Annotated in this window: 20 protein-coding genes; 14 read left to right on the forward strand and 6 right to left on the reverse strand. The window is 60.7% G+C overall.

Annotated features, from left to right (window positions below; genetic code table 11):
• Both HMPREF1024_RS04740 and ypfH read left to right on the forward strand, forming a co-directional pair.
• Window positions 1-2004 carry a tRNA(Met) cytidine acetyltransferase TmcA gene (locus HMPREF1024_RS04740; protein ID WP_009309512.1) on the forward strand — a complete coding sequence of 668 codons (2004 nt, stop codon included), beginning with the start codon at window positions 1-3 and terminating at the stop codon, window positions 2002-2004.
• A 76-nt stretch (window positions 2005-2080) separates the two neighbouring features.
• Complete coding sequence (ypfH, locus tag HMPREF1024_RS04735; protein WP_002913770.1) at window positions 2081-2776, forward strand: esterase; 696 nt, start codon at window positions 2081-2083, stop codon at window positions 2774-2776.
• A 48-nt stretch (window positions 2777-2824) separates the two neighbouring features.
• On the opposite strand, the gene HMPREF1024_RS04730 is transcribed toward ypfH, so the two are convergent.
• The 3 genes from HMPREF1024_RS04730 to HMPREF1024_RS04720 are packed head-to-tail and all read right to left on the reverse strand — an operon-like array spanning window position 2825 to window position 4539.
• On the reverse strand, window positions 2825-3028 hold the full coding sequence (locus HMPREF1024_RS04730; RefSeq protein ID WP_002913768.1) for a YpfN family protein: 204 nt from the start codon (window positions 3026-3028) through the stop codon (window positions 2825-2827).
• A gap of 26 nt (window positions 3029-3054) precedes the next feature.
• The gene (dapE, locus tag HMPREF1024_RS04725; protein ID WP_002913766.1) at window positions 3055-4182 is read right to left on the reverse strand and encodes a succinyl-diaminopimelate desuccinylase; all 1128 of its coding nucleotides are present in this window, start codon (window positions 4180-4182) and stop codon (window positions 3055-3057) included.
• Window positions 4183-4185: 3 nt separating this feature from the next.
• Window positions 4186-4539: an ArsC family reductase gene (locus tag HMPREF1024_RS04720; RefSeq protein WP_002913764.1), complete on the reverse strand. Its 354-nt coding sequence runs from the start codon at window positions 4537-4539 to the stop codon at window positions 4186-4188.
• Window positions 4540-4904: 365 nt separating this feature from the next.
• Here HMPREF1024_RS04720 and ypfM point away from each other — a divergent pair, with 365 nt between their 5' ends.
• Window positions 4905-4964: a protein YpfM gene (gene ypfM, locus HMPREF1024_RS30805; protein WP_100181659.1), complete on the forward strand. Its 60-nt coding sequence runs from the start codon at window positions 4905-4907 to the stop codon at window positions 4962-4964.
• A 127-nt stretch (window positions 4965-5091) separates the two neighbouring features.
• Here the strand turns inward: ypfM and acrD are convergent, their stop codons facing one another.
• Window positions 5092-8205, reverse strand: coding sequence for a multidrug efflux RND transporter permease AcrD (gene acrD / locus HMPREF1024_RS04715; protein WP_009309513.1), 3114 nt, complete (start codon window positions 8203-8205; stop codon window positions 5092-5094).
• A gap of 372 nt (window positions 8206-8577) precedes the next feature.
• On the opposite strand from acrD, the gene aegA reads away from it, so the two are divergent.
• The 3 genes from aegA (at window position 8578) to HMPREF1024_RS04700 (ending at window position 12325) form a co-directional block, all read left to right on the forward strand.
• A complete protein-coding gene (aegA, locus tag HMPREF1024_RS04710) occupies window positions 8578-10560 on the forward strand; it encodes a formate-dependent uric acid utilization protein AegA (RefSeq protein ID WP_009309514.1) in 1983 nt (660 codons plus the stop codon).
• A gap of 58 nt (window positions 10561-10618) precedes the next feature.
• A complete protein-coding gene (nudK, locus tag HMPREF1024_RS04705) occupies window positions 10619-11215 on the forward strand; it encodes a GDP-mannose pyrophosphatase NudK (protein WP_002913754.1) in 597 nt (198 codons plus the stop codon).
• Window positions 11216-11278: 63 nt separating this feature from the next.
• Window positions 11279-12325, forward strand: a complete 1047-nt coding sequence (locus HMPREF1024_RS04700; protein ID WP_009309515.1) for a DUF1176 domain-containing protein — start codon at window positions 11279-11281, stop codon at window positions 12323-12325.
• Here the strand turns inward: HMPREF1024_RS04700 and tkt are convergent.
• Together tkt and tal are read right to left on the reverse strand one after the other, a co-directional pair.
• Window positions 12315-14309 carry a transketolase gene (tkt, locus tag HMPREF1024_RS04695; protein WP_009309516.1) on the reverse strand — a complete coding sequence of 665 codons (1995 nt, stop codon included), beginning with the start codon at window positions 14307-14309 and terminating at the stop codon, window positions 12315-12317. The two genes, HMPREF1024_RS04700 and tkt, sit on opposite strands and share 11 nt — an antisense overlap.
• A 16-nt stretch (window positions 14310-14325) precedes the next feature.
• A complete protein-coding gene (gene tal / locus HMPREF1024_RS04690; protein ID WP_004174884.1) occupies window positions 14326-15282 on the reverse strand; it encodes a transaldolase in 957 nt (318 codons plus the stop codon).
• A gap of 294 nt (window positions 15283-15576) precedes the next feature.
• On the opposite strand from tal, the gene maeB reads away from it, so the two are divergent.
• The 8 genes from maeB to eutN all read left to right on the forward strand — a co-directional run bounded on the left by maeB (window position 15577) and on the right by eutN (window position 22123).
• A complete protein-coding gene (gene maeB, locus HMPREF1024_RS04685; RefSeq protein ID WP_004185057.1) occupies window positions 15577-17856 on the forward strand; it encodes an NADP-dependent oxaloacetate-decarboxylating malate dehydrogenase in 2280 nt (759 codons plus the stop codon).
• A gap of 218 nt (window positions 17857-18074) precedes the next feature.
• The gene (gene eutS, locus HMPREF1024_RS04680) at window positions 18075-18410 is read left to right on the forward strand and encodes an ethanolamine utilization microcompartment protein EutS (RefSeq protein WP_002913729.1); all 336 of its coding nucleotides are present in this window, start codon (window positions 18075-18077) and stop codon (window positions 18408-18410) included.
• A gap of 12 nt (window positions 18411-18422) precedes the next feature.
• Window positions 18423-18902 (forward strand): ethanolamine utilization acetate kinase EutP, encoded by a 480-nt coding sequence (gene eutP, locus HMPREF1024_RS04675; RefSeq protein ID WP_002913727.1) that lies wholly within the window; start codon window positions 18423-18425, stop codon window positions 18900-18902.
• Window positions 18880-19569 carry an ethanolamine utilization acetate kinase EutQ gene (eutQ, locus tag HMPREF1024_RS04670; RefSeq protein WP_002913725.1) on the forward strand — a complete coding sequence of 230 codons (690 nt, stop codon included), beginning with the start codon at window positions 18880-18882 and terminating at the stop codon, window positions 19567-19569. Before eutP ends, eutQ begins: the two co-directional genes overlap by 23 nt.
• Window positions 19566-20372 carry an ethanolamine utilization cob(I)yrinic acid a,c-diamide adenosyltransferase EutT gene (gene eutT, locus HMPREF1024_RS04665; protein WP_002913723.1) on the forward strand — a complete coding sequence of 269 codons (807 nt, stop codon included), beginning with the start codon at window positions 19566-19568 and terminating at the stop codon, window positions 20370-20372. The genes eutQ and eutT overlap by 4 nt, the downstream gene beginning before the upstream one ends.
• The gene (pta, locus tag HMPREF1024_RS04660; RefSeq protein WP_004213203.1) at window positions 20362-21378 is read left to right on the forward strand and encodes a phosphate acetyltransferase; all 1017 of its coding nucleotides are present in this window, start codon (window positions 20362-20364) and stop codon (window positions 21376-21378) included. Before eutT ends, pta begins: the two co-directional genes overlap by 11 nt.
• Before the next feature lie 38 nt (window positions 21379-21416).
• A complete protein-coding gene (gene eutM, locus HMPREF1024_RS04655) occupies window positions 21417-21707 on the forward strand; it encodes an ethanolamine utilization microcompartment protein EutM (protein WP_000387720.1) in 291 nt (96 codons plus the stop codon).
• 128 nt (window positions 21708-21835) lie between these two features.
• Window positions 21836-22123 carry an ethanolamine utilization microcompartment protein EutN gene (eutN, locus tag HMPREF1024_RS04650; protein WP_002913719.1) on the forward strand — a complete coding sequence of 96 codons (288 nt, stop codon included), beginning with the start codon at window positions 21836-21838 and terminating at the stop codon, window positions 22121-22123.
• Window positions 22124-22153 lie beyond the last annotated feature (30 nt).

Here is a 22153-nt window from a genome sequence, read left to right on the forward strand (position 1 = left end):
ATGATGGACGCGCTGCTTAACCTCACCGCGCAAATGGCGCGGGAGGGGATCCGTCGCCTGCTGGTGCTCAGCGGCGATGAGAGCTGGACGCTGCAGCAGGCGCAGGCGCTACGGGAGAGGCTCGGCGGCGATGGCCTGTGGGTTGGCCCCGAGCCGGTTTCTGCGCCCTGCGTGGCGCCCGGCGCGCTGAAAACGCTGCTGGGGCGGGAAGTGATGCACGCCTTTTTCGATGCCCGGCACGGGTTTGATGTGGCCGCCATGGCGGCCCTGAGCGGCACGCTGCGGGCGGGAAGCTGGCTGGTGCTGCTGACGCCCCCCTTCGCCGACTGGCCGACCCGGGCGGATGAGGACTCTCTGCGCTGGAGCGATACGCCTGACCCTATCGTTACCCCTAACTTTGTTCACCGCTGCTGTCGGCAGTTTATCGCCGATCCGGAGGTGTTGCTCTGGCGGCAGTCGGACCGGCCACGTTTCCCGCTGACCGCCCCGCGTCCAGACTGGCATCCCGCCGATGGCCGCCCGCAGGCCGAGCAGGCGGCAATCCTTGAGCAACTGATACGCCTGCCGCCCGGTATCGCGGCGGTGACGGCGGAGCGTGGACGGGGGAAGTCCGCGCTGGCGGGCATGCTCCTGCGCCAGCTTGGGGGCGAGGCCATCGTCACCGCCCCAACGCGTAGCGCTGTCGAGGTGCTGGCCAGCTTTGCCGGGGAGACGTTGCGCTTTATGGCGCCCGATGCGCTGCTGGCGTCGAAAGAAAAGGCGGCGTGGCTGATAGTCGATGAGGCCGCGGCTATCCCGGCTCCGCTTCTCCGGCAGCTGGTGAGCCGTTTTCCCCGCACGCTACTCACCACGACGGTGCAAGGGTACGAGGGCACCGGTCGCGGGTTCCTGCTGAAATTTTGCGCCAGTCTGCCCCATCTGCAATCGTTCACCCTGAGCGCCCCGATCCGCTGGGCGGCGGGCTGTCCGCTGGAGTCAGCCATCAGTCAGTTGCTTATCTTTAACGATGAGGCATTTCGCGACGCGCCGATGGGGGAGCTAGACCTGGAGGCGGTCAATCAGTCCTGCTGGCAAACGCAGCCAGCGCTACCGGAGGCGATGTACCAGCTATTGTCCGGGGCGCATTACCGAACTTCCCCGCTCGATCTGCGGCGCATGATGGATGCTCCGGGCCTGGCTTTCCGCTGCGCTCGCGCCGGCGGCGCGGTGGCGGGCGCCCTGTGGCTGGTGGCCGAGGGGGGACTTTCTCCCGAACTTAGCCGGGCGGTATGGGCGGGTTTTCGCCGGCCGCGCGGGAATCTGGTCGCCCAGTCGCTGGCGGCGCACGGCGGCAGTCCCCTGGCGGCGACGCTGCGCGGGCTGCGGGTCAGTCGGATCGCTGTCCATCCCACCCGCCAGCGGGAAGGCCTCGGGCGGAAGATGATCGCCGATATCGCCGCCGATGCCGCTGGCTATGACTATCTCTCCGTCAGCTTCGGCTATACCGCTGAGCTGTGGCGCTTCTGGCAACGCTGCGGGTTTACCCTCGTACGGCTGGGTACCCATCGCGAGGCCAGCAGCGGCTGCTATACGGCGATGGCCCTCTATCCGTTGACCGCGGCAGGGCGCCAGCTGGCGCAGCGGGAGGCGCAGCGGCTGCAGCGCGATGAATACTGGCTTCGCCCGTGGCGAGAGGAATCCGCGCCGCTGCCGGCCGTCGCAGACGCTATGCTTAGTGATGAGGACTGGCTGGAAGCGGCGAGCTTTGCCTTCGCCCACCGCCCGCTGGCAGCGGCGCTGGGCTGCCTCAACCGCCTACTGATGCAGGCCGACATGCCGTTGCCGGCCCTGCGGGGACGACTGCAGGGCAAAGAGGAGGCCGCACTCTGCGCCGTGCTGCAGCTGACGGGGCGAAAAGCCTTGCAGGCGAGATGGCGTCGGGAGGCCGCTGACGCCTTGCGCTTCCTTGATGCAGCGCGCGCTGAGGCGCTGCGTCAGCAGGTGGCGCATCTGCAATTTTTTTAACTAACTCATTCAGTTAAATGGCATGGTCATATCTGGCGAGCGGCGTACACTGCCCGCAAACACTAAGGAGACAGCCATGAAACACGATCATTTTATTGTTCAAAGTCCTGCGACGCCTGCGCAACAGCTGTTGCTGCTGTTTCATGGCGTAGGGGATAACCCGGTCTCCATGGGGCAAATCGGCAGCTGGTTCGCGCCGCAGTTTCCCGATGCGCTGATCGTCAGCATTGGCGGGGTGGAACCTTGCGGCCCCAACGGTCGGCAGTGGTTTTCGCTGCAGGGGGTGACGGAAGAGAATCGTCAGCAGCGCATCGACGCCATTATGCCGACCTTCATTGAAATTGTGCGCTACTGGCAGGAGAAAAGCGGCGTCAGTCCACTGGCCACCGCGCTGATCGGTTTCTCTCAGGGGGCGATTATGTCGCTGGAGAGTATCAAAGCGGCGCCGGATCTGGCTTCGCGGGTCATCGCCTTTAATGGCCGCTATGCGACGCTGCCGGAGACGGCAACGACGGCCACCACCATTCACCTGATCCACGGTGGTGAAGATCGGGTTATCGACCTGGCGTGGGCGGTGTCGGCCGAGGAGGCGTTACAGCAGGCGGGCGGCGACGTGACCTTAGATATTGTCGACGATCTCGGGCATGCCATTGACGATCGCAGTATGCAGTTGGCGATCGAGCGTCTGCGTTATACCGTGCCGAAGCACTATTTTGATGAGGCGCTGAGCGGCAGTACGCCAAAAGGGGACGATATCATCGAAATGCTGTAACCCCGGAGAGCGGGGTTACAGGCGGGCGGTACCGCGATAAAGGCAAACTTACGGTTTCTTCGACTGGTCGTGCTTCGGCCAGTCGTCATCGTCGTCCCATTTATCGTTAAAATCACGGTGCGGCGGCAGATCGGGTTTGTTGTTGAGGAATTTTTTGTGGTCAACGCGATTCAGATCTTTAATCACGTTGATAATTACCCCCACCAAAAAGACCAGCACCAGAATCCACCAGTGTTTAATAAGCCATTCCATGCGCGCTTCCTCTTTACGTCAATTCGTCAGGCGACCAGCTGTTCCATGACGCGTTGATACATCCGCGCCAGCAGCTGCAGGTCGGCGGCGTTCACACATTCATTAATTTTGTGAATCGTTGCGTTTACGGGGCCCAGCTCAACCACCTGCGCCCCCATGCGCGCGATAAACCGTCCGTCTGAGGTGCCGCCGTTGGTTAACAGCTGCGGTTTGATCTCATTATAGTGCTCAATCGCGTTGACGACCGCATCCACCAGCTTGCCCCGTCCGGTGAGGAAAGGCTGGCCGGAGAGCCACCACTCCACGCTGTAACGCAGCTGGTATTTTTCCAGCAGGGCGATCACCCGGGATTTGATCATCTCGTCCGTCAGCTCCGTACTGAAGCGGAAGTTGAACTGGACGAACATATCGCCGGGGATCACGTTATTGCTGCCGGTGCCGGACTGCACGTTGGCGATCTGCATGCTGGTCGGCGGGAAGAACTCATTGCCTTTATCCCACTCGATATTGACCAGTTCCGCCAGCATCGGCGCCGCGCGGTGGACAGGGTTATCGGCAAGGTGCGGATAGGCGACATGCCCCTGCACGCCGTGAATAGTCAGGTTGCAGGTCAGCGAGCCGCGGCGGCCGTTTTTCACCACATCGCCGACCACTTCGGTACTGGAAGGTTCGCCGACCAGACAATAGTCCAGACGCTCGTTACGCGCCATCAGCGTCTCCACCACTTTGACGGTGCCGTTTTTGGCGCTGGCCTCTTCATCAGAGGTGATCAAAAACGCCAGTCGGCCCCTATGGTTCGGGTACTGCGCGACAAAACGCTCTGCGGCAACCACCATCGCCGCCAGCGAGCCTTTCATATCCGCCGCTCCGCGGCCAAACAGCATCCCGTCGCGGATGGTCGGTTCGAACGGGGGATTGATCCAGCGGTCGGCGTCGCCTGCCGGGACTACGTCGGTGTGGCCGGCGAAGGCCAGCGTCTCGCCGTGGCCGCGCCAGGCCCAGAAATTCTGCGTATCGCCGAAATCCATCGGTTCAACGGTAAAGCCGATCGCACGCAGGCGTTCAATCATTAACGCCTGGCATCCCGCATCATCGGGGCTAAGGGAAGGGCGGCGAATAAGCTGCTGAGCCAGCTCAATGACCGGGCAAGACATAGACTATACCTCGTTAAACTGCTGATAACTTGCTTCACTAAAACCCAGCAGCATAGGACGACCGGGCGCGCAGAGCAATGGGCGTTTGATAATTGCCGGCATTTCCAGCATCAATGCGGCTGCGGCGTCGGCATTATCGATGCTATTGCGCAGCGACTCGTCAAGTTTGCGCCAGGTGGTGCCACGGGTGTTCAGCAGCGCCTGCCAGCCCAGCTCGGCAATAAAGGTATCCAGTTGCGCACGCTCAAGGCCATCGGCGCGGTAATCATGGAAGCGATACTCAATCTGATGCGCTTCCAGCCAGCGGCGGGCTTTTTTAATGGTATCGCAGTTTTTAATTCCGTACATGGTGAGCATAGATAAACCTTTTACATTCAATTAAGCGGTTAACTCAGATATTTCCGAATATATAAGTCTTACTGAAATAATACGTGATTCAGATGAATAAATATAACTTTTTACCGGGGATCTCATTCGATATATCGGGTGGTTAAATGTTGGCCACCTGTGGGCATGATGTGAGGGCTTTAACATTATTGCAAAAATGTTGTCTGAGGTTGCTCTACGTCACATTATGTTTACATACGAAGCGGCATAGTAGCGACAACCAGAGGTTTTATCTCTGTCAGCGGTCCATAAGACAATCAGAGCAATAGGGGAGCACAACTTCCCATCGGTAATGAAGTTATATAGAATCGACCATAATAATAAGAGAGGCTATTATGATTGAACATGAACTGGGGAACTGGAAAGACTTTATTGAAGGCATGCTTCGTAAATAAATTTCCGCAATGTGAGCAGGGGAATAACGCGAAGTAAATAAGCGCGCTAGGGTTCTGAACACATAAAGAAGGCGACCACCGTGGTCGCCTTTTCTGTTATTACGCCTCGCCGCCGAAGCTCGTCGGTTTATTGCGGACGCTCCTTTAGCGGAAAACGGCGACGCACCAGCACAAAGAACAGCGGCACGAAAAAGATCGCCAGCACGGTGGCGGAGATCATCCCGCCCATCACTCCGGTGCCGACCGCATGCTGGCTGCCGGAACCGGCGCCGGTGCTGGTCGCCATCGGCAGCACGCCGAAGATGAACGCCAGCGAGGTCATCAGGATGGGGCGCAGGCGCTGACGGCAAGCCGACAGCGTGGCGCTGAGCAGATCCTGGCCCTTCTCGTTGAGCTCATTGGCGAACTCGACGATCAGAATGGCGTTTTTCGCCGACAGGCCGATCACCGTCAACAGACCCACCTGGAAGTACACGTCATTCTCCAGCCCGCGCATCCAGGTCGCCAGCAGGGCGCCAATCACCCCCAGCGGCACCACCAGCATCACCGAGAACGGCACCGACCAGCTCTCGTACAGCGCCGCCAGGCACAGGAACACCACCAGCAGAGAAATCGCGTACAGGGCCGGCGCCTGAGCGCCAGAGAGGCGTTCCTGGTAGGACATGGCGGTCCATTCGAGGCCAAAGCCGGTGGGTAACTGCGCGGCCAGCTTCTCCATCATGTCCATCGCGGTACCGGTACTGATACCCGGCGCCGCCTCACCGACGATCTCGACCGCTGAGTAGCCATTGTAGCGTTCCAGCCGCGGCGAGCCGGTCTCCCAGCGCGAGGTGGCGAAGGCCGAGAATGGCACCATCGTGCCGCTGCTGTTGCGCACGTACCAAAGATTGATATCGTCAGGCAGCATCCGGTATTTCGCCGCCGCCTGGACGTAGACTTTCTTTACCCGGCCGCGATCCATAAAGTCGTTGACGTAGCTCGACCCCCACGCGGTTTGCAGCGTATCGTTGATGTCGTCAATGGAGACGCCAAGCGCCTGCGCTTTACGCTGATCGATATCGACCTGCAGCTGCGGACTGTCATCGAGCCCGTTATGCCGGACGCGGGTCAACAGCGGATTTTTCCCGGCCAGCTCAAGTAGCGTATCGCGCGCCGCCATCAGCGCATCGTGCCCCTTCCCGGCATGATCCTCCAGCTCCATATCGAAGCCTGCCGAACTGCCGAGGCCGCTGATCGCCGGCGGGCTGCTGGCGATAACCCGCGCTTCGTTAATCTGATTAAACGCTTTGGTGGCGCGTTCAATAATGGCAAAGGAGGTGCCGGTTTGCGGGTCGCGCTGGTCCCAGTCTTTGAGACGAACGAACATACGGGCCACGTTCTGCCCATTGCCGCCGGGGCCGGAGCCAACGGTAGCGAACACCGACTCGACGTTCTGCTTCTCGTTATTGAGGAAGTAATCTTCCGCCTTCTGCACCACCTTCAGCGTCTGCTGCTGGGTGCTGCCGCTCGGCAACTGGACTGAGGTGGTGAACATCCCGCGATCCTCCAGCGGCAGGAACGAGGTCGGCAAATGCAGAAACAGGAACACCATCCCGCCGAGCAGGACGACGTAGATCAGCATCCAGCGCAGCGAGCGGTGCAGTATTTTGCCGACGAAGGTTTCGTAGCGGCTGGCGCTGCGGTTGAAGGTGCGGTTGAACCAGCCGAAGAAGCCTTTTCTTTCATGGGATTCACCTGGCTTAACAGGCTTAAGCAGCGTGGCGCAAAGGGCAGGGGTGAGGATCATGGCCACCAGCACCGAGAGGACCATCGCCGCGACGATAGTGATTGAGAACTGGCGATAGATGGCGCCGGTGGTGCCGCCGAAGAAGGCCATCGGCACGAATACCGCCGACAGCACCATCGCGATCCCCACCAGCGCGCCCTGAATTTGTCCCATCGATTTGCGGGTCGCCTCGCGTGGCGACAGGCCCTCCTCGCTCATGATGCGCTCGACGTTCTCCACCACCACGATGGCGTCATCCACCAGCAGGCCGATCGCCAACACCATCGCGAACATCGTCAGGGTGTTGATGCTGTAGCCACAGGCATACAGCACCGCGAAAGTGCCCATCAGCACCACCGGCACGGCGATGGTCGGGATCAGGGTGGCGCGGAAGTTCTGCAGGAACAGATACATCACGAGGAAGACCAGCAGGATCGCCTCCAGCAGGGTTTTCACCACGTCGGTGATGGAAGCCTTCACGAAGGAGGTGGTCTCGTAGGCGACCTTATATTCCAGACCGTGGGGGAAAAACTGCGCCAGCTCATTGAGGCGATTGATCACGCGCTCCGCGGTGGCCATTTCGTTGGCGCCGGAAGCCAGCTTGATCCCGAGGCCTGAGGCCGGCTGGCGGTTGTAGCGGCTAAGATAGTCGTACTTCTCCGCCCCCATCTCGACGGTGGCGACATCGCCCAGCGTCACCTCTGAACCATCCTGATTGACGCGCAGAGTGATATTGCGGAACTGCTCCGGGGTTTGCAGCAGAGATTGCGAGTTGATGGTGGCGTTCAGCGCTTGCTTATCGACCGAAGGCGTCCCGCCAAGCTGGCCGACGGCAATCTGGGCGTTCTGCGAACTGATGGCGTCGGTAACATCCTTGGTGGTCATCTGGTAGCTGTTGAGCTTCGCCGGGTCGAGCCAGATGCGCATTGAGTATTGCGAACCGTAGGCGTCGATATCCCCCACGCCGTTGACGCGGCTGAGCGGGTCCTGGATGTTACTGGCGACGTAGTCGGCGATATCTTGTTTATCCATACTGCCGTCAGTGGAGACGAAGGCGAGCGTCAGGATATTGGTATCACCGGTCTTGCGCACCGTCACCCCCTGGTTTTGCACCGCCTGCGGCAGCTTACGCATCGCCGACTGTAGCTGGTTCTGAACCTGCTGCACGGCTTCATCCGGGTCGGTACCGGCGGTAAAGCTGAGGGTGATCGTCGCCTGGCCGGTGGCGCTGCTCTGGGAGGACATATACATCAGGTTATCGAGGCCGGTCATATTCTGTTCGATAACCTGAGTGACGGTATTCTCCAGGGGTTGCGCGGAGGCGCCGGGATAGTTGGCGGTGATCCGCACATTCGGCGGGGCGAGGTCGGGATACTGTTCAACCGGCAGCGACAAAATGGCAAGGGTGCCCGTCAGGCATAACAGGATTGCCAGCACCCATGCAAAAATGGGGCGATCGATAAAGAAATTCGCCATCAGAATAAAAACCTCATATGCACATTTTCTTGTTATTGCACAGCCTGTGCCACTTTAGCGCCAGCCTCTCCGGCAATCGTGGAGAAATTAAGGAGATAGTGTAATTTATCATGTTGCTTTTGCCGTATCGTAAAGAAACCTCGAGCTTTCCTGCCAGCAGGTAGCGAGTCTGCTTCGTCACCGCAGACCGGCGCATTATCCCTTGCCGGTGTGAAACCTAATTTCATTTAAGTCAAAAAAATTGATCCAAAACGGATTCTCTCCAGAAAAAGTTTATCCTGGGCAATTGGACATTGTTCCGGCGGCATCTTGTCGGGTAATAAATAGGCATGCGCATTGAGGGGTTATTCACCAAGAAGACAAAAGGAAGCCATGAACCACTTTATTTTGAGCGATAGCCGAAAGTGCATCGGCTGCCAGGCCTGCGAAGTGGCCTGCGTGATGGCGCATAACGAGGAGCAACACGTGCTGACCCCGCAGCGCTTTTTGCCACGTATCACCGTGATCAAAGCGGAGGGCCAGCGTAACGCCATCACCTGCCGCCACTGCGAGGACGCCCCCTGCGTCCGCAGTTGTCCCAACGACGCCATCGCCCAGTCCGGCGACAGCGTTCAGGTCCGTCAGGAGAAATGCATTGGCTGTAAATCCTGCATGGTGGCCTGCCCGTTCGGGGTGATGCAGGTGGTGGTGACGCCGCAGGCCGCAGGCCTGGTGAAAGCCAGCGCGCACAAGTGCGATCTATGCCAGGGCCGCGAGGCGGGGCCGGCCTGTGTGGAAAACTGTCCCGCGCAGGCGCTGACTCTCGCCGACGATGAGACGTTGATCACCCTGGCGAAGCAGCGGCGACTGCGCTCGGCATGCCAGGAGGTGCAGCCGTGGCAGCGCGCTACGTCGCTCTGCAGCCAGCCCAATGCTGGCGCGAAGGTCAGGCAAATGGCGATGACGCCCCCGCGCGGGGAGCCGGATAAGCTGGCGGCGGAGGTGCGTAAGAGCCACTTTGAGGAGATCTATCAGCCGTTCACCCCGCAGCAGGCGCAGCAGCAGGCCGCCCGCTGTCTCACGTGTGGGGAGCACAGTATTTGCGAATGGACCTGCCCGCTGCATAACCATATCCCGCAGTGGATCGAGCTGGTTAAAGCGGGGAATATCGCCGCCGCGGTCGCGCTTTCCCATCAGACCAACTGCCTGCCGGAGATCACCGGCCGCGTCTGTCCCCAGGACCGGCTGTGTGAAGGCGCCTGCACCCTGCGCGATGAAAGCGGGGCAGTCACCATCGGCAATATTGAGCGCTATATTTCCGACCAGGCGCTGGCCAGCGGCTGGCGTCCGGACCTTTCGCAGGTTAAGCCGAGCGGCAAGCGGGTGGCGATTATCGGCGCCGGGCCTGCCGGGCTGGCCTGCGCCGATATGCTGGTGCGCCACGGCGTCCAGCCGGTGGTCTTCGACCGTCATCCGGAGATTGGCGGTCTGCTGACCTTCGGCATTCCGGCGTTCAAGCTGGATAAATCGCTATTGGCCCGGCGGCGGGCGATCTTCAGCGAGATGGGTATCCGCTTTGAGCTCAATTGCGAGGTGGGGAAAGATATCTCCATGGCGACACTGCTGGCCGATTATGACGCAGTGTTCGTCGGCGCCGGAACCTATCGCTCCATGAAGGCGGGGCTGCCGAACGAAGAGGCCCCCGGGGTCTACGATGCGCTGCCGTTCCTCATCGCCAACACAAAACAGGTGATGGGGCTGGCGGCATCGGCGCAAGAGCCTTATGTCAACACCGCCGGGCTGAACGTGGTGGTGCTGGGCGGCGGCGATACGGCGATGGACTGCGTGCGCACCGCGCTGCGCCACGGCGCCCGCCAGGTGACCTGCGCCTATCGGCGAGATGAAGCCAACATGCCGGGCTCGAAAAAAGAGGTCAAAAACGCCCGCGAAGAGGGGGCGCTCTTTGAGTTTAACGTCCAGCCGGTGACGCTTGAGCTGGACGAGAACGGGCGGGTTAACGGGGTACGCTTTTTGCGCACCGAGCTGGGCGCTCCGGACGCCGGGGGAAGACGCCGCCCGACGCCGATCCCCGGCAGCGAGTTTGTTATGCCGGCAGATGCGGTGATCATGGCCTTTGGCTTCCACCCGCACCGCATGCCCTGGCTGGAAGCGGCGGGGGTGGCGCTGGACAGTCAGGGGCGTATTAAAGCCGGAGTGGAGAGCCGTTACCGTTATCAGACCAGTCAGGAGAAGATCTTTGCCGGCGGCGATGCCGTGCGCGGCGCAGACCTTGTAGTGACGGCGATGGCGGAAGGCCGTCACGCGGCGCAGGGGATCCTGGACTATCTGGCGCGGAAAACGACGCCGCTTCACTGACGACAAACCCGGCTCCGCAGCGTAGTATGAGGGCGTCCTTTTACGCTGTGGGGTCGGTATGTCACTCAATATTCACGTCATTAAAGATAAAATCCTCTCTGAGAACTGGTTCGTACTACGCAACATGACCTATGAGCTGACGCGGGCGGACGGCAGCGTCGTGCGCCACAAGCGCGAGGTCTACGATCGCGGCAATGGCGCCACCGTGCTGCTGTATAACCGCCATAAGCAGACGGTGGTCCTGGTGCGTCAGTTCCGTGTCGCCACCTGGGTCAATGGCAATCATGACGGCATGCTGATTGAAACCTGCGCCGGGCTGCTGGACAACGACGAGCCGGAAGCCTGCATTCGTAAAGAGGCGGTGGAAGAGACCGGCTACGAAGTGGGCGAGGTGAGAAAGCTGTTTGAGCTGTTTATGTCGCCAGGGGGCGTCACCGAGGTAGTGCATTTCTTTATCGCCGAGTACAGCGACGCGCAGCGAACCACCAGCGGCGGCGGGGTGGATGATGAAGCCATCGAGGTGCTGGAGCTGCCTTTTAGCCAGGCGCTGCAGATGGTCGCTGACGGGGAGATCCGCGACGGTAAGGCGGTCATTCTGCTGCAATATCTGCAAACCTCCGGCCTGATGTCGGGGAACTCTGACAAATCCGATTGAGTAACCCGCTGCCGTTGTCCAGGATAGGCGCCGTGGTCGGGTTTATCTGGGGTCGGGCGGTTCATGCTTTTTCGCGTCATCTTTTTCCTTTTTATGGCGGTGCTGCCTTGCTCGCAGGCATGGTCGGCACCGACGCAGCAGCGCTTCAACGACTGGCTGGTCACCTGTAACAACCAAAATTTCTGCGTCACCCGTAACGTGGGGCTGCATCATGGCCTGGTGATGACCCTCAGCCGCAGCGCTGGGGCAGTCACTGACGCCAGTCTGCGTATCGAGCTGGGCGGCACCGGCAATCCAGTGGCGACGCTCGCGCCGATAGCGCCGCGCCTGCTGCTGGATGGTAAACCGCTGTCCCTGACCGACAAGCGCTGGCACATTGAAGATAAGCTCATTAAAACCGCCGACAGCGTGACGATCGATGCGTTTCTCCAGCAGGTTCAGGAGGGTAAAGCGCTCTCGCTGGCCAATGGCCTGCAGACCATCTCCCTGCAGGGGTTGAAAGCGGCTCTGTTTTTTATCGACGATCGGCAAAAGCGGGTAGGTAGCGAAACGGCCTGGGTCGGCAAAGGGGAAGAGCCGCCGCTCAGCGTACCGCCGGCGCCGGCGCTGCGCGCGGTGGCGAGCGCGGAAACGGCGCAGTCGCCGCTGGGGCGTGAGGAGCTCAACGATCTGATGGACTACGGTAATGAGCGGATGACCAACAGCCACTGCTCCCTCGATCCCTTCCGCCGTGAAATTCGCGTTACTGCGCTGACGGATGACAAAGTGCTGCTGATGACCAGCTGCGAATCCGGCGCCTACAACACCGTCTGGCTGGCCTGGCTGGTCTCCCGCCAGCGCCCCTATGTTGCCCGTCAGGTGCGGCTAACGTTGCCATTCCAGCCGCCGGGCGAGGCGCCGCGTGAGATTGAGCTGATCAACGCCAGCTATGATGACCGCCGCCATGAGCTGGTGACCCTGGATAAAGGCCGCGGGGCCGGCGATTGCGGGATCCAAACCCGCTGGCGTTTTGACGGCCAGCGGTTCAGCCTCTCCCGCTACGCGCAGCAGCCGACGTGCGACAACTGGCAGGGGCCAGATGCCTGGCCCACGCTGTGGATCACCCGTTAAGCACCTGTTCGGCGGTGGCGACGATATGGTCGACCGTAAAGCCAAAGAACGGGAACAACTGCTCTGCCGGGGCGGATTCGCCATAGCCGGTCATGCCGACGATCTTGCCTTTTAAGCCGACATATTTATACCAGTAGTCCGCTATCCCGGCTTCGACCGCCACCCGGGCGCTGACGTCCGACGGCAGCACCGATTCGCGCCAGGCCTCATCCTGGGCGTCAAACACATCAGTGGAAGGGAGCGAGACGACCCGCACATTTACCCCTTTGGCCAACAGTTTTTCCGCGGCCAGGACGGTGATCTCCACTTCCGAGCCGGTGGCGATGAGGATCAGGTCGGGCTTGCCGCCGGCATCCTTCAGCACGTAGCCACCCCGGGCGATATCCTGCACCTGTTCCGGGGTACGCGGCATCTGCGCCAGGTTTTGTCGCGACAGGATCAGCGCCGTCGGCCCGCTCTGTCGCGCGATAGCCGCCTGCCAGGCGACGGCGGTCTCCACCTGGTCGCAGGGGCGCCAGGTGCTGAAGTTGGGCGTCAGCCGCAGACTGGCCAGCTGTTCCACCGCCTGGTGCGTCGGCCCGTCTTCCCCAAGACCGATCGAGTCATGGGTATAGACCATGATCTGCCGGGCCTTCATCAGGGCTGCCATGCGCGCGGCGTTGCGGGCGTACTCCACAAACATCAGGAAGGTCGAGGTATAAGGAATAAAGCCCCCGTGCAGGGCAATGCCGTTGGCCACCGCGGTCATGCCAAACTCGCGCACCCCGTAGTGGATATAATTGCCCGCAGGATCTTCTTTAATCGATGTCGATCCAGACCAGATGGTCAGGTTACTCGGCGCAAGATCCGCAGAACCGCCCAGCAGTTCCGGGAGGTGCGGGCCGTAGGCGTTCAGCGCGTTTTGCGAAGCCTTGCGACTGGCGATTTTCGCCGGCTCGGCCTGCAGTTTCGCCACGTAGTCGCGGGCGGTCGCGGCAAAGTCTTCCGGCAGGGCGCCATTCATACGTCGGGTCAGCTCAGCGGCCAGCTCCGGGAACTGCTGCTGGTAGGCGGCGAATTTCTCGTTCCAGGCGTGCTCCGCTTTTTCCCCGCGCGGACGCGCATCCCAGCCCGCGTAGATCTCTTTCGGGATCTCGAACGGAGGATATTTCCAGCCAAGCTGCTGGCGGGCTAGCGCTACCTCTTTTTCGCCAAGCGCCGCCCCGTGAGACTCCTCTGAGCCGGCTTTGTTGGGCGAACCGAAGCCGATGATGGTCCGGCAGATAATCAGTGACGGTTTATCTTTCACCGCCTGCGCTTCCGTTATCGCCTGTTTGATAGCCTGCGGATCGTGGCCGTCGATATCGCCTATGACGTGCCAGTGATAGGCGCGGAAGCGTTCCGCCGTATCATCGGAAAACCAGCCTTCGGTTTTGCCGTCGATGGAGATGCCGTTGTGATCGTAAAAACCGATCAGCTTGCCCAGTCCGAGCGTGCCGGCCAGCGAACAGGCCTCATGGGAGATCCCCTCCATCAAACAGCCATCGCCCATGAACACCCAGGTGTGATGGTCAATGATCTCATGGCCGGGGCGATTAAACTGCGCCGCCAGCGTCCGTTCGGCGATGGCCATCCCGACGGCGTTCGCCAGCCCCTGGCCCAGCGGGCCGGTGGTGGTTTCCACCCCAGGGGTATAGCCATGCTCCGGGTGGCCGGGCGTTTTAGAGTGCAGCTGACGGAACTGCTTCAGTTCAAACAGCGGCAGATCGTAGCCGGTCAGGTGCAGCAGACTGTAGAGCAGCATCGACGCGTGGCCGTTGGACAAGATGAAACGGTCTCGGTCTACCCAGTCAGGGTTCTGCGGATTGTGCTTGAGAAAATCGTTCCACAGCACTTCGGCAATATCAGCCATCCCCATCGGCGCACCGGGATGGCCGGAGTTGGCTTTCTGCACGGCGTCCATACTCAGGGCGCGGATGGCGTTGGCAAGCTCTCTTCGGGACATATTTTTCTCCGTGAGACTAAAGTGACAGTTTGGCGGCAAGCAGATCTTCCAGTTTGCGCTGATCGACGGCGAACAGGCGGATCCCCTCCGCTAGCTTTTCGACCGCCATCGGATCCTGATTATGTTCCCAGCGGAACTCCGCTTCACTGAGCGGCACCGGACGCGGCAGGATCTGGCTGGCAGGGATCAATTTGCGCACCACCGGGGTATCGCTGGCCTGCAGCTCTTTTAATAAAGGCGGGGCGATGGTCAACCGGTCGCAGCCGACCAGCGCCAGGATCTGCTCGGTGCGGCGGAAGCTGGCGCCCATCACGATGGTGTTGTATTTATGCTGTTTGAAATAGTCATAGATATTGCGCACCGATTTCACCCCCGGATCTTCCTCCACCACGTAAGGCTCCAGCGGTTTGCGCGCCTGATACCAGTCATAAATACGCCCAACGAACGGGGAGATGAGATAAACCCCGGCCTCGGCGCAGGCCCGGGCCTGGGCGAAGGAAAACAGCAGCGTCAGGTTGCAGTGGATCCCCTCTTTCTCCAGCACCTCCGCGGCGCGGATCCCCTCCCAGGTGGATGCCAGCTTGATCAGGATCCGCGACTTATCAATGCCCATCTCCTGATACAGCGCCACCAGGTGGCGAGCCTTCTCGATACTTTTCTCGCGGTTGAAGGAGAGCCGGGCGTCCACCTCGGTGGAGACCCGCCCGGGAATGCTTTTGAGGATCTCCGCGCCAAAATTGACCGCCAGCTTATCGCAGGCGTGAGCCACCTGCGCTTCGCGGCCGCCACCCTGTTTTTTGGCCCAGGCGATAGCGTCGTCGATGAGGCCGCTATAGGACGCCAGGCCGGCGGCCTTCAGCAGCAGAGAGGGGTTGGTGGTGGCGTCTTCCGGATGGTAGTGGCGGATGGATTCGATGTCTCCGCTGTCGGCGACCACCGTGGTGAACTGCTTGATGCTGTCTAACTGATTCATGGATAAGTCCTCCTGGAACAAGGTGTTACATGAGTGCTTGCCGGTATACGGTATAAACATTGATGAGGTACATAACCAAAAAGCATAGCAGACAGGGCTATTATTGGCGGCGATTCCGGGTAACATAACCGCTATAAATTGATAACAACAAAATCATAACGATGGCCAGAGTTTGGCGGTGTTCAAAGTTTATCGCCCCGCCAGGAGGGATACTGTCTGCCACTGAAAGGTGAACGACAGGATGGTCATCACGCTTTTCCCCTACGAACGATACGTGAAAGAAAGGAATAGAAAATGGATGAGCAGTTAAAACAGAGCGCCCTCGACTTCCACGAATTTCCGGTTCCCGGAAAAATCCAGGTCTCGCCGACCAAACCTCTCGCCACCCAGCGCGATCTGGCGCTGGCCTACTCGCCGGGCGTCGCAGCCCCCTGCCTGGAAATCGAAAAAGATCCGCTGGCCGCCTACAAATACACTGCCCGCGGCAACCTGGTGGCGGTCGTCTCCAACGGCACCGCGGTGCTGGGGCTCGGCAACATCGGCGCGCTGGCCGGTAAGCCGGTAATGGAGGGCAAAGGCGTCCTGTTTAAGAAATTTGCCGGTATCGATGTGTTTGATATCGAAGTCGATGAGCTGGATCCGGACAAATTCATTAACGTCGTCGCCGCCCTCGAACCAACCTTCGGCGGTATCAACCTGGAAGATATTAAAGCGCCGGAGTGTTTCTACATCGAGCAGCAGCTGCGCGAGCGGATGAATATCCCGGTCTTCCATGACGATCAGCACGGCACGGCGATCATCAGCACCGCGGCGATCCTCAACGGTCTGCGCGTCGTCGAGAAGAATCTGTCCGACGTGCGGATGGTGGTCTCTGGCGCGGGCGCGGCGGCGATCGCCTGTATGAATCTGCTGGTGGCGCTGGGGATGCAAAAGCACAACATCGTGGTCTGCGATTCGAAAGGCGTTATCTATAAAGACCGTGAGCCGAACATGGCGGAAACCAAAGCGGCCTATGCAGTGGAAGACGATGGCAAACGCACCCTCGATGACGTGATCGACGGCGCCGACATTTTCCTCGGCTGCTCTGGCCCGAAAGTGCTGACTCAGGAGATGGTGAAGAAGATGGCGCGGGCGCCGCTGATCCTCGCCCTGGCCAACCCGGAGCCGGAAATTCTGCCGCCGCTGGCGAAGCAGGTCCGCGATGACGCCATCATCTGTACCGGCCGCTCCGACTACCCTAACCAGGTCAACAACGTGCTCTGCTTCCCGTTCATCTTCCGCGGCGCGCTGGACGTCGGCGCGACGGCGATCAACGAAGAGATGAAGCTGGCGGCGGTGCATGCGATTGCCGAGCTGGCCCATGCCGAGCAGAGCGAAGTGGTGGCCTCTGCCTACGGCGATCAGGATTTAAGCTTTGGTCCGGACTACATCATTCCGAAACCGTTCGACCCGCGGCTGATCGTCAAGATCGCCCCTGCGGTGGCGAAGGCGGCGATGGATTCCGGCGTGGCAACGCGCCCCATCGCTGATTTTGACGCCTATATCGAGAAGCTGAGCGAGTTCGTCTATAAAACCAACCTGTTTATGAAGCCTATCTTCTCTCAGGCGCGCAAAGAGCCGAAGCGCGTGGTGCTGGCGGAAGGGGAGGAGACCCGGGTGCTGCACGCCACCCAGGAGCTGGTGTCTCTGGGACTGGCCAAACCGATTCTGGTGGGGCGCCCGAGCGTGATTGAAATGCGCATCCAGAAGCTGGGCCTGCAGATCAAGGCCGGCGTTGACTTTGAGATCGTCAATAATGAATCCGACCCGCGGTTTAAAGAGTACTGGAGCGAGTACTACCAGCTGATGAAGCGCCGCGGCATTACCCAGGAGCAGGCGCAGCGGGCGGTGATTAGCAACACCACGGTGATTGGCGCCATCATGGTGCATCGCGGTGAAGCGGATGCGATGATCTGCGGGACTATTGGCGAGTACCACGATCACTACCGCGTGGTGCAGCCGCTGTTTGGCTATCGCGACGGCGTCAGCACCGCCGGGGCGATGAATGCGCTGCTGCTGCCGAGCGGCAACACCTTTATCGCCGATACCTATGTCAATCACGATCCGTCGCCGGAAGAGCTGGCGGAGATCACCCTGATGGCGGCGGAAAGCGTGCGACGCTTTGGTATTGAACCGCGCGTGGCGTTGCTGTCGCACTCCAACTTTGGCTCTGCCGACTGTCCGTCAGCCAGCAAAATGCGTAAAACCCTGGAGCTGGTGAAGGCCCGCGCCCCGGAGCTGATGATCGATGGCGAAATGCATGGCGACGCCGCGCTGGTGGAAAGCATCCGCAACGATCGCATGCCGGACAGCCCGCTGAAGGGGGCGGCCAATATTCTGGTGATGCCGAATATGGAAGCCGCCCGGATCAGCTATAACCTGCTGCGCGTCTCCAGTTCGGAAGGGGTGACCGTCGGGCCGGTGCTGATGGGGGTGGCGAAGCCGGTGCATATCCTGACGCCGATCGCCTCCGTACGTCGGATCGTTAATATGGTGGCGCTGGCGGTTGTTGAAGCGCAAACCGAACCGCTGTAATTTTCTATTTCCCCCGTTAACGCGCGGATCCGTTTCCGCGCGCAATATCAGGCAGGCCGGTGAGTAAAAAACGCTGAGCCTGCCTTTTTAATTCCACCGCAATATTATTTTCTCTCCTGAGTGATCCACTTCACCTTTTAACCCCACTTGCCGAAATTTGTTATTTGCCGCGCTGAAATGTCGTCACCATGAGGACAGATTTCAGGGGGCAATCAGTCATGGATAAAGAACGCATTATTCAGGAATTCGTACCAGGCAAACAGGTCACGCTGGCGCATCTGATTGCCCACCCGGGAGCGGAGCTGGCGAAAAAGATCGGCGTACCCGAATCCGGCGCGATCGGCATTATGACGCTGACGCCGGGAGAAACAGCGATGATCGCCGGCGATCTGGCGATGAAGGCCGCCGACGTGCACATCGGTTTTCTCGACCGGTTTAGCGGCGCGCTGGTGATCTACGGCTCGGTCGGCGCGGTGGAGGAGGCGCTTCTGCAGACCATCGGCGGATTAGGCCGCTTATTAAATTATACCTTGTGCGAATTAACGAAAAGTTAATTGAGAGCGACCATGAAGCGTATTGCGATTGTCGGCGCCGTCGGTGCAGGAAAAACCACGTTATTTAATGCCCTGCAGGGGAATTATTCCCTCGCCAGAAAAACGCAGGCGCTGGAATTTAACGATCGTGGCGACATCGATACACCCGGGGAATATTTCAGCCATCCGCGCTGGTATCACGCCTTAATTACCACCTTGCAGGATGTGGACACCCTGATTTATGTCCATGCGGCCAATGATACCGAAAGTCGCCTGCCACCCGGGTTGCTGGATATTGGCAGCCGAAAGCACCTTATCGTGGCGATCAGCAAAACGGATCTGCCGGATGCCAATGTCGCCGCGGTGCGGCAGCTGCTGGACGGGATGGGGTTTCAGGCGCCGGTTTTCGCCCTCAACGGTTGCGATCCGCAAAGCGTTGCGCCGCTGGAGAATTACTTGAGTGAGCTCAGCCAAAAGGAGGAAGGGCCAGGTGAAGAAACTCATTACCGCTAACGATATTCGTGCCGCCCACGCGCGCGGCGAACAGGCGATGTCAGTAGTTCTGCGCGCCAGCATTATCACCCCGGAAGCGCGCGAAGTCGCCGAGCTGCTGGGATTCACTATCACCGAAGACGATGGCGCCGCGCCGGCGGCGACAGCGGCGGACAGCGACAAAACGGAAAGCCAGCGGATCCGGGAAACCATCCTGGCGCAGCTGCCGGAAGGCCAGTTTACCGAAAGCCTGGTGGCGCAGCTGATGGAAAAGGTGATGAAGGAGAAGCAGTCCCTGGAGCAGGAGGCGATGCAGCCGGGATTTGACTCCGTGACCGGCAAAGGCGGCATCAAAGTGATCGACGGCAGCAGCGTGAAGTTTGGCCGCTTCGACGGCGCCCAGCCGCACTGCGTTGGCTTAACGGACCTGGTGACTGACCAGGATGGCAGCAGCATGGCGGCCGGATTTATGCAGTGGGAGAACGCCTTCTTCCCGTGGACGCTGAACTACGACGAAATCGATATGGTGCTGGAGGGCGAGCTGCATGTGCGCCATCAGGGGGAAACGCTGGTCGCCAAAGCGGGGGACGTCATGTTCATCCCGAAAGGCTCCAGCATCGAATTCGGTACCCCGTCGACGGTGCGCTTCCTGTACGTCGCCTGGCCGGCAAACTGGCAATCGCTATGAACGATTTCATTACCGAAGCGTGGCTCAGAGCGAATCATACGCTCAGCGAAGGCGGTGAAATCCATCTTCCTGCCGATGCCCGCCTGACGCCCTCGGCGAGGGAACTGCTGGAAAGTCGGCATCTGCGGGTCAAATTTCTCGACCGCCAGGGGCGCCTGTTTGTCGAGGATGACGAACAGACGCCGCAGCCGGTGCATGTCCTGACCAGCAGCGACCATCCGCCCCAGGCCTGCTGCGAGCTTTGTCACCAGCCGGTGGGCAAAAAGCCGGACACCTTAACTCATCTGACGGCCGATACCCTGGTGGCGAAAAACGATCCGCGGCTGGCCTTCCGCGCGGTGCTGGACAGCACCATCGCCCTGACGGTGTGGCTGCAAATTGAACTGGCGGAGCCCTGGCAGCCGTGGCTGACGGATATCCGTTCGCGGCTGGGCAACATCATGCGCGCCGATGCGCTGGAGGAACCGCTGGCGGCGCAGTCGATAGCCGGATTCAGCGAGGCGCAGCTGCATCGTCTGTCCCATCAGCCGCTGCGTTACCTGGGTCACGATCACCTGGTGCCGGAGGCCCGCCATGGGCGCGATGTCGCGCTGCTTAATTTGCTGCGCGGCAAAGTGCGCGAGGCGGAGGTGACCGCGGCGCAGGTGTTTATTACGCCGCAATTTGCGGTCCAGCGTGCCGATATTCTACAGGCGCTCAACCGCCTCTCCAGCGCGGTCTACGTGATGATGATCCTGGGCGTGACGGACGCGCCGCCGGCGCTCAGCCAACTGCAGCAGCTGGGAGGTGAAGATGATCATTGACCAGTGTCGCAAACTGGCGCTGCGCGCCCCCGCCAGGGTGGTGTTCCCGGATGCGCTGGACGTCCGCGTGTTGAAGGCGGCGCATTATCTGCAGCAGCAGGGCCTGGCGCATCCGATCCTCGTCGCCAGCCCCTTCGCGCTGCGGCAGTTCGCCCTTGGCGAACGTCTGCCGCTGACCGGGGTGCAGGTCATCGATCCGCACAGCAACCTGGCGATGCGCGAGGCGTTTGCCGCCGCCTGGCAGGCGCGCGCCGGCGATAAAGCGCCCGCTGACGCGGTCGACAAGCTGGCCGACCCGCTGATGTTCGCCGCGGCGATGGTCAGCGCCGGGCAGGCCGAGGTGTGTATCGCCGGAAATCTCTCGTCAACCGCCAGCGTGCTGCGCGCTGGTCTGCGCCTTATCGGCCTGCAGCCGGGGTGTAAAACGCTCTCTTCGCTGTTTCTGATGCTGCCGCAGTATACCGGACAGCCGCTGGGGTTTGCCGACTGCAGCGTGGTGCCGCAGCCGACCGCGGCGCAGCTGGCGGATATCGCGATTGCCAGCGCCGAGACCTGGCAAGCGATCGCTGGCGAAGCGCCGCGGGTGGCAATGCTGTCCTTCTCGACACACGGCAGCGCCCGGCATCCCTGTGTGGCTAACGTCCAGCAGGCCACGGAGATCGTGCGTCAGCGGGCGCCGCAGCTGATGGTCGATGGCGAGCTGCAGTTTGACGCCGCCTTTGTACCGGACGTCGCTGCGCACAAAGCGCCCGGCAGCCCGCTGCAGGGCCGGGCTAATGTGCTGGTCTTTCCGTCGCTGGAGGCGGGCAACATCGGCTACAAAATCGCCCAGCGGCTGGGCGGATATCGCGCCATCGGGCCGCTGATCCAGGGCCTGGCCGCCCCGCTTCACGACCTCTCGCGAGGCTGTAGCGTAGAGGAAATTATCGAACTGGCGCTGGTGGCGTCGGTACCGCGCCAGACGGACGCAAGCCGGATCCCCGACTCGTCCACGCTGGTTGAATGAATGGTCCCCTTCAGGACCCCTTATGAGAGGAAAACACAATGGAAGCATTAGGAATGATTGAAACCCGGGGCCTGGTTGCACTGATTGAGGCCTCCGACGCCATGGTCAAAGCGGCTCGCGTCAAGCTGGTGGGAGTGAAACAGATCGGCGGGGGCCTGGTGACCGCCATGGTGCGCGGCGATGTCGCGGCGTGCAAAGCCGCGACGGATGCCGGGGCGGCGGCGGCTCAGCGTATCGGTGAGCTGGTCTCTGTACATGTCATCCCGCGCCCGCATGGCGATCTGGAAGAGGTCTTCCCGATTAGCTTCAAGGGCGACAGCAACATCTAACGGGGGAGGGGGTGCCGGAAAGTTCTGGCCGGATAAGACGCCAGCGCGTCGCTATCCGGCCATGAAAAGGCATGAATGCCGGATGGCGTTGCGCTTTTCCGGCCTGCACATCACACGCGGAGACGGACATGAAGCTGGCTGTGGTAACCGGATATGTGGTCTGCACCGTACGCCATGAAGGTCTGGCCCACGACAAACTGCTGATGGTGGAGATGCTCAATGCCCGCGGCGAGCCCGACGGGCAATGTGCGGTCGCCATCGACAGCATCGGCGCGGGATGCGGAGAGTGGGTACTGCTGGTCAGCGGCAGCTCGGCGCGACAGGCGCACGCACACGGCGCCTCTCCGGTCGATCTGTGCGTGATTGGTATCGTGGATGAGGCTGCGGCCGATGGTCAGGTGCTCTTCCATAAGTAGGGTGAAAAATCATGAATCAACAGGACATTG

This window comes from Klebsiella sp. 4_1_44FAA, from assembly GCF_000238715.1.
Lineage (GTDB): Bacteria > Pseudomonadota > Gammaproteobacteria > Enterobacterales > Enterobacteriaceae > Klebsiella > Klebsiella pneumoniae.